Origin of the sequence: Gemmiger sp. (assembly GCF_036306485.1) — a bacterium.
Taxonomy (GTDB): Bacteria; Bacillota; Clostridia; order Oscillospirales; family Ruminococcaceae; genus Gemmiger.
Genome location: NZ_JAXJZK010000011.1, coordinates 1 through 7,664, shown reverse-complemented (window position 1 = coordinate 7,664; position 7,664 = coordinate 1). Strand labels below are relative to the sequence as shown.

Annotated in this window: 6 protein-coding genes; 4 read left to right on the top strand and 2 right to left on the bottom strand. The window is 58.8% G+C overall.

Annotated features, from left to right (window positions below; translation table 11 throughout):
* A partial coding sequence (locus U0L91_RS01400) for a thiamine pyrophosphate-dependent enzyme (RefSeq protein ID WP_330044244.1) occupies positions 1-755 on the top strand: 755 nt, incomplete at its 5' end.
* Positions 756-1,004: 249 nt separating this feature from the next.
* On the opposite strand, the gene U0L91_RS01395 is transcribed toward U0L91_RS01400, so the two are convergent.
* Positions 1,005-1,478 carry a S24/S26 family peptidase gene (locus U0L91_RS01395; RefSeq protein WP_330044243.1) on the bottom strand — a complete coding sequence of 158 codons (474 nt, stop codon included), beginning with the start codon at positions 1,476-1,478 and terminating at the stop codon, positions 1,005-1,007.
* Positions 1,479-1,481: 3 nt separating this feature from the next.
* Entirely contained in the window at positions 1,482-3,287 is a 1,806-nt protein-coding gene (locus U0L91_RS01390; RefSeq protein WP_330044242.1) for an ABC transporter ATP-binding protein, read from the bottom strand.
* Here U0L91_RS01390 and U0L91_RS01385 point away from each other — a divergent pair.
* The 3 genes from U0L91_RS01385 to U0L91_RS01375 all read left to right on the top strand — a co-directional run.
* Positions 3,279-3,536, top strand: coding sequence for a hypothetical protein (locus U0L91_RS01385; RefSeq protein WP_330044240.1), 258 nt, complete (start codon positions 3,279-3,281; stop codon positions 3,534-3,536). The two genes, U0L91_RS01390 and U0L91_RS01385, sit on opposite strands and share 9 nt — an antisense overlap.
* Positions 3,537-3,667: 131 nt before the next feature.
* A complete protein-coding gene (locus U0L91_RS01380; protein WP_330044238.1) occupies positions 3,668-7,435 on the top strand; it encodes a PA14 domain-containing protein in 3,768 nt (1,255 codons plus the stop codon).
* A 4-nt stretch (positions 7,436-7,439) separates the two neighbouring features.
* Positions 7,440-7,664 (top strand): hypothetical protein (locus U0L91_RS01375; RefSeq protein WP_330044237.1); only part of this gene is annotated, 225 nt, incomplete at its 3' end.

The following is a 7,664-nucleotide window of genomic DNA, read 5'->3' as shown; positions in this document are numbered from 1 at the left end:
CCAACGACGCTCCTGCCAAGGCCCTGATCGCTGCTCTGGAAGCCTGCGGCTGCGATGAAGCCAAGGAAATCCTCAAGGACAAGCAGTACCTCGCCAAGAAGAGCTTCTGGATCTTCGGCGGCGACGGCTGGGCTTACGATATCGGTTACGGCGGTCTGGATCATGTCCTGGCTTCCGGCCACGATGTCAATGTTATGGTCTTCGATACCGAGATGTACTCCAACACCGGCGGACAGGCTTCCAAGGCTTCCAACATCGGCGAAGTCTGCCAGTTCGCTGCGGCCGGCAAGGAAATCAGCAAGAAGAGCCTTGCTGAGATCTGCATGACCTACGGCTACATCTACGTTGCTCAGATCGCTCTGGGCGCCAACATGGCCCAGGCTGTCAAGGCCATCGCTGAGGCCGAGGCTTATCCCGGCCCGTCCATCATCATCGGCTACGCTCCCTGCGAGCTGCACGGTGTCAAGGGCGGCATGACCAACTGCCAGAACGAGATGAAGAAGGCTGTCGAGGCCGGTTACTGGAACCTGTTCACCTTCAACCCGGCGCTGAAGGCCGAGGGCAAGAATCCGTTCACCCTCACCTCCAAGGCTGGCGATATGGACAAGTATCAGGACTTCCTCGCCAACGAGACCCGTTACAGCCGCCTGAGCCGCGCCTTCCCGGAGCGTGCCAAGGCTCTGTTCGCCAAGAACCAGAAGGCTGCCGAGGATCGTTACGATCACCTGACCAAGCTGGTCGAGCTGTACAAGTAATGACCGCTTTGGCTCTCTCAGCCTGAAACGATAAGACCCCCGCCCTTCCGCAAGGAAGGGCGGGGGTTTTTGTCTGTCCCGACATCGGTTTGCCGAAAAAAAGAATAAGGCGCCCCGGACAAGGCGCGGGTGAGATCAGAAACCGAAGGCTCTGCAAAAAACTGCTGCCTCGCAGCAGTCATGGGTTTGCAACTTGGCTTCTTATGGAACCGCGCAAAAATCCGGGACGCCTTTTTCAATGAACGACCGTCAATTTTCTGCCGGGCCGCGGTGCAGCAAACGTGCATACAGCCGCATGATGGGCCGGCGTACCGGCAGCAGCACCGGCCAGACATGGCGGAAAAACTCCCACCAGAAACAGCCCGCCCGCTGGACGCGGCCCTTGCGCTGCGCCTCGTCGGCGATGGCGAGAATCTGGGTGGGGGAGATGGGGCCCTCGATGTCGGACTGGGCGTCCCCGACAAAATAATAGCCCTCCGGCGCGACGCGGATCACCCGGTGCAGCACAAGCCGCCCCGAGGTCCGGCGGTAAAAGGCGATGTCGCCCCGCCGCAGCCGGTCGGGCGCCGGGCGCAGCAGTACCCGGTCCCGCCCCGACACCAGAAACGGCGTCATGCTGAACCCCGTGATGACCAGCGGAAACGCCGTCCCCGCCGCAAAATAGCGTTCCAGTATCGGAAGAATCTGTTCGGGCGTCACGACCCGCGGCTGCGATGCCTCCATCTCTCACGCCTCCTCCTGCATCAGCCGGGCGGCCTCGCGGCGGTCCAGCTCGGTCAGCGTTCCGCCGCTCACCCGGTAAATCCGGCTGCAAAGTCCCAGCACACTGGGCCGATGGGTGGTCACAATGCAGGTGCGCCCGCTGCACTCCTGCATCAGATTCTGCAAAATCCGACGTTCTGTCGCGGGGTCCAGCGCACTGGTGGCCTCGTCCAGCAGCAGAATCGGCGCGTCGCGCAGCAGCGCCCGGGCCAGCGCCAGCCGCTGGGCCTGCCCCTCGGAAAGCCCCTTGCCGCGCTCGCCCACCCGGCTGTACAGCCCGTGGTCCATCCCCTGGACGAACTCCCAGGCACAGGCGCTGCGCAGCACCGCTTCCAGCTCGGCGTCGGAGGCATCCTCCTTCATCATCCGCAGGTTGTCCGCCACCGTGCCGGAAAACAGACTGTTGCCCTGCGGTACATAGGCAAAAAATTCCCGCGTGTCGGCGCTCATCGCAAAGCGGCGGTCCCCCGCGCAGAGCTCCACCCGGCCCTCGGTCGGACGGATCAGCCCCAGCAAAAGGCGAAGGATCGTCGTTTTGCCCTCGCCGCTCGGGCCCACCAGCGCCACAATCTGGTTGGGCGCCGCCGAAAACACACAGTCGTGCAGCACGGGTTTGCCCGGCTCGTAGGCATAGCCGGCATCCTGCATCTCAACCCGCAGCCCGCCGGCCGCCCGCGCCCGCAGGGCGGCGGCCGCCGCGTCGTCGTGGGGTTCCCGCTCCAGCTCGGTCAGCTCCCGCACGCGGTGGGCACTGACCGCCCCGTTCACCATGCCCGGGAAAATCGACACCAGCTTGTTGAAGGTGGAACTCAGCCGGTTGCTCTGCTGCAGGAAGAGCGTCATCGTGCCGAAGGTGATCGCGCCGCTCCACAGCCGGAACAGACAGTACCCGAACGCTGCAAAGGTCACCACGGACCCCAGCACCGAAAGCCAGACATTCGCCTGGATGGAAAACAGATTGTACGCCAGGTTGGTCTTTTTGTAGTCCCGCTGCCAGCCCGTCATGCGGCGGCAGCTGCGCTCGGTCAGGCCGAAACTCTTGATGTTGTCAAAGTTCGAGAAGGTCTCGCTTTCAAAGCTCATCATGCCGCTGTTCAGCTCCAGCACCTTGCGGCGGTACTCCCGCAGCCGGCGCATCAGGTAGCGGCTCGTCAGCAGCAGAAAGGGCGCGCTGAGCAGCGCCAGAAAGGCCATCGTCACATCGTAGTGCAGAATCACCAAAAACGTGGCCAGAAAACTGTATGTACTGATCAGAACATTGGGCAGCCAGTTGACGGCGTTGGAGGCCACCGTGTTCACGTCGTTGGTGAACCGGTTCAGCAGGTCGCCGCTCGCGTAGGCGCTGAGGGATTTCCAGTCGGCGTCGAGGATGCGGGAAAAAATGTCGGCCTGGATGTCGTTGTTGACGTCAATGCTGATCCGCGCCGACAGCCGGCTCACCACCCCGTTGAAGGTCAGGCTGAACACCGTGCCCGCCACCGCCGCCAGCACCAGCAGCCACAGCCGGTCGGTGCTGCGCGCCAGCACAATGTCGATCAGGTATTTGCTGGCCACCGAGGCGCCAATGCCCAGCGTCGAGCTGGCAATGCCCATCAGGACATAGAACACGACCGCCGCCCGGTACCGCCGGCTGTACTCAAAAATCCATTTCCAGTCGCCCAGAAAGGTCCCGAAGGTCCCCTCCCTGCGGGAGGCCTGAAGCCGCGCAATCATCGCGGACCGGAGCCATCGGTTCAGGCCGGTATATTGTGGCTGCTGCGGATGGTCCATCCCATCGCCCCCCAAGAAGTTGTTGTTCTTCCTATTATACACGATTTTGCGCGGTTTGAAAAGACGGGTGCAGCGCCGCGCGCCCTTTGCGGGGCGTCCGGCGGCATGATTTTTCCATATAGCAGGAGAGAATCACAAAAAATCGTCAAAACGATGAATTTTGAAGAGGAAATTCTGCCAAAATCCCCAAAAATGACGGAAACAACGATAAAACGTTTGTTTTATATCTGGGAATCTGTCCCATTTTAAATGGGAAACTTTGACATTTTGCGAAGAAGGTGCTAGACTGGGTGAAACTGGAAATGTGTAAGTCTCTAACATTGCGGGAAGGTCTCGCAGATATGCGCACTTTCCTGTTTGACTATGAGGAGGTCACAGTTATGAACCGTAAGTTACAGAGGGTTGCCGCTGCAGCTGTATCGGTTGCCATGCTGACCGGTACCATGGCGCCAGGCGCCTCGGCAGCCGGTTGGGGCTTTGGCAGCTTTGCGAATTCCGGGTACAGCATCTTCGGTGGTAACAATTCTATCCGGGACTGGCTGACAGGTTTGTTCGGCGGTTCCGAGAGCACGCCTTCTGCAACGCCCGCACCCACCGCGGAACCCACTGCAGAACCCACCGCTGCTCCCGAGGAAAATGGCTCGGCCGATTCCACCGAGACCATGCTCGTGGAGGACGAGTCCACCGTTGAGCCCGGCACCGAACTGCGTGCCACGACCTATCAGGTCACCGCACCTTCCGACCGGGCCGGCACGGAGCTGAAGTATTTCCCCGTCACGCTGTATGACTACGATCAGGAAACGATCAACAACGCGACGCATCAGCTGGAAGTCGACAATGCGCTGAGCAGCGGTTCCATCAACTCTCTGACCCAGTGGAATGGTGTCTACTTCGGCGATATGTCGAGCAAGAGCGACTCCTACACCTACGGATCGGGCAGCACCAGCTACGAGAGAACGACGGTCAACTATACTTATTATGGAAACTACAGCAACTACGTCAACAACGGCTACTATTATCTTACCAACGGCCAGTATTATCTGGTGACCAGTCTGAGCTGCGACAACTGGTTTGGGAGTTATTACTGGAGCATCGGCTATAAGACGGCCAGCGGCACCAAATATGCCAGCTCCAGCCGCAGAAGCATCACGCTGTACAAGGCGAAAAACCAGAATACCACCAAATCTCTGACATATGCCAATCATGACTGGTGGACCGGCAACCTGACCGACAGCAACGGCAACCGTACATATTCCGGCATGGTTCAGCAGACGCTGGACAACAATATGAACATCCAGTTCAACTATCCCGATGCCGGCATCTTCAACAGCGATACCTCTGTCAAGAAGATCTACACCAACGTGGGTCTGCCCTTTGTCTATGATAAAGATACGGGCTACTATACCTTCGACGCCAACACCACCGGCGCTTATTTCCATGACAGCTATTCGCAGGGAACCTCTTCCACGCCGGCCAGCAACTCCAACCTGTACTTCTCCTCGACGCCGCAGCGCCATGATTTCAACGGCCAGGATAAACGTACGAACGGCTGGTTCCCCTTTGATGATACGAGCTATGTTCAGACGGCATCCGCCAACTATTATTTCGGTATGAATGCCACCATCCCGTTCACGATGACCGCCAACGGCCGCATGAACGCGAGCGATGACAAGTCTGATCCCATCGAGTTCCAGTTCTCCGGTGATGACGATGTCTGGGTCTTCATCGACGGTACGCTGGTTCTGGATATCGGCGGTATCCGCAACGGTATGAACGGCACGATCAATTTTGCCGACAACACCTGGGAAATCACCGAGATGGTGAACCTGCCCGGCAAGACCGCTTCCGATATCAATGGCAAGGCACTGAGCGGCAAGCTCTTCAACGAGGTGAGCGAGGACGGTACGGTCACCGAGTACGGTGCGCTGAATATGACCCGCGAGACCTTTGCAGCCACCGATGAGCATCAGCTGACCGTTTACTACCTGGAACGCGGCGCCGGCTCCTCCAACTGCATGATCAAGTTCAACCTGCCCGTCAAGGACAGTGTCTCGGTCACCAAGCAGATCACCGAGTCCAAGACTTCGGATGGTCAGACCTATCCGCTGACCGAAGCGGAAAAGCAGATGGTCAATGGTGTTGACTTCGGCTTCACGCTGTATAAGAACGACAAGCCCGTCGGCAATGCCACCTACGTCCTCCAGAACGAGAACGGCCAGACCATCGCGACGCCTTCCACCGACCGCAACGGTCATTTCACCCTGAGAAACGGTCAGACGGCCAAGTTCATCGGTGAGATCAGCGCCGACAAATACTATGTGGTCGAGGACAGCAAGGAAGGCTACCAGGATCCTGAATTCACCTATTCCGCCAAGGCAGCAAACGGTTCCAATCAGAACGCACCCCAGAATGGCTGGACCAGTATGACGGTCAGCATTTCCGGCAGTGAGGAAGCGGAGGATTCCCTCCAGTTTGTCTGCAAGAACTACCTGAGCGCCGATATCCCCAACCCGAGCGTCTATCCGAGCAACGATCAGGTTGTGCTGGACTACAACCTGCCCGTTGAGATTCAGGTCGAGGATATCCTCAAGAACGATACCTGGAAGGGTGACAAGATCGAGGTCACCGAGGTGAGCGGCGGCAGCTGCGGCACGGCTCAGCTGAGCGACGGTGTCATCACCTACACCCTGAACAAGCCTCTGAACGATGTGGATACCCTGACGTACAAAGTCAAGGTCACCAGCATCGGCGATGACAACAAGGAAGTGACGGCGGAAGATACCGGCACGATCTATATCATCCCCGCCACCACCATGTACTACGAAGAAAACTTCGATGGTCTGGTGTCCTACACCGGCAACTGGACGGATGAGGGCACGGCTGACAACGACGTGCAGGAGACCGGCCTTGTCGGCACCACGACCAGCCCCTACGGCTCCGATCCCGCTTACCTGCAGGATAGCGGCGACAGCAACGGTACCAGCAAGTATGTCAACACCGCAAATGGTTCCGCCAAGTTCAGCTACACCTTCAGCGGCACCGGTACCTCCTTCTTTGCCCGTACCAGCAAAACCAGCGGTTACATGAAGGTGGTCATCTCCGATCAGAACGGCGATACGCTGTACACCCTCATGCGCGATACCAGCTTCAAGGATGAGAAGAAAAATGACGGTGAGGACGGAAACGGCACCGAAACCGTCACCAACAGAACGCTGTACAACATCCCGGTCTTTACCTGGAATGCCGACACCTACGGCACCTACACCGTCACGGTCAGCATTGCCGGCGGTGCGGCTGCGTTCAACTACGGCAAGGACTTCTGGCTGGACGGCATCCGTGTTGTCAACCCGATGAACCCTGAAAGCGACAAGATCGCGGTTGCCGGTGCAGCCTATGCGGCGGATGGCGAGGAGAACATGACCTTCGTCACCCTGCGTGAGAAGATCCTCAACGACTACTCTGTGGACGCCGAGGGCGGCCTGGTCTGGGATGGCGTGAACTTCGTCCTCTTCACCGATACCAACGGTGAGATTGAGAAGGCTTCGGAATACCAGAGCAACGGCCCGAAGGAAGAAGTCTATCTGGCAAAGGGCCAGAGCGTGACCTTCTCGCTGAACAACTGGGATGCCAACACCAACAAGGTGTTCCTGGGCATGAAGGCGCCGATGGGCAGTGCGCAGGCAACGATCAACTATCAGAGCGTTGCAGTGAACAACACGCCGGACAGCTACTACGACATCAGCAGCTATGCCAACATCCGCGACAATGTGGCAACCTTCAAGATCACCAACACCTCCGACCAGGTTCTTGCCCTGACCAACATCAAGGTGACCGGCAGCGCCGAGTTCACGATCGTTGACAACGGCGAGATTGTTCCCGACGAGGAGAACGGCGATGTCGAGGTTGACGGCGATCAGGACATCACGGTGGAGAGCCTGGATGTTGCCGCGATGGCGTCCGCTCCGGTCAGCACGCCGGCTCCGACCGAGGAACCCGCTGCCACCGAGCAGCCCGCCGCCACCGAGGAGCCCGCTGCGGCAGCTCCGACCGCCGAACCGACGCAGGTGCCCGAAGCCACCGAGGAGCCTGCTCCGACGGCAGACACCGAGCCGGAAAGCCAGAACAGCATCACTGCTGGGGAGGAATAATTCCATGACGAAAAAGAACTATCAGGCACCGAAACTCGAACTGGAAGAGTTCCAGCTGGATGCCAACATTGCCAGCAACTGCGGCATTGTGGTCCACAACGGCCCCGCAATGGGATCCCATTCCCAGTGCGAGGATTATCAGGACCCGTTTGCAATGTCCAACGGCATTTCGCTCTTCTCCGTTCCGCACAATGTGCAGTTCTACGAAGATACGTGTGACTGCTACACT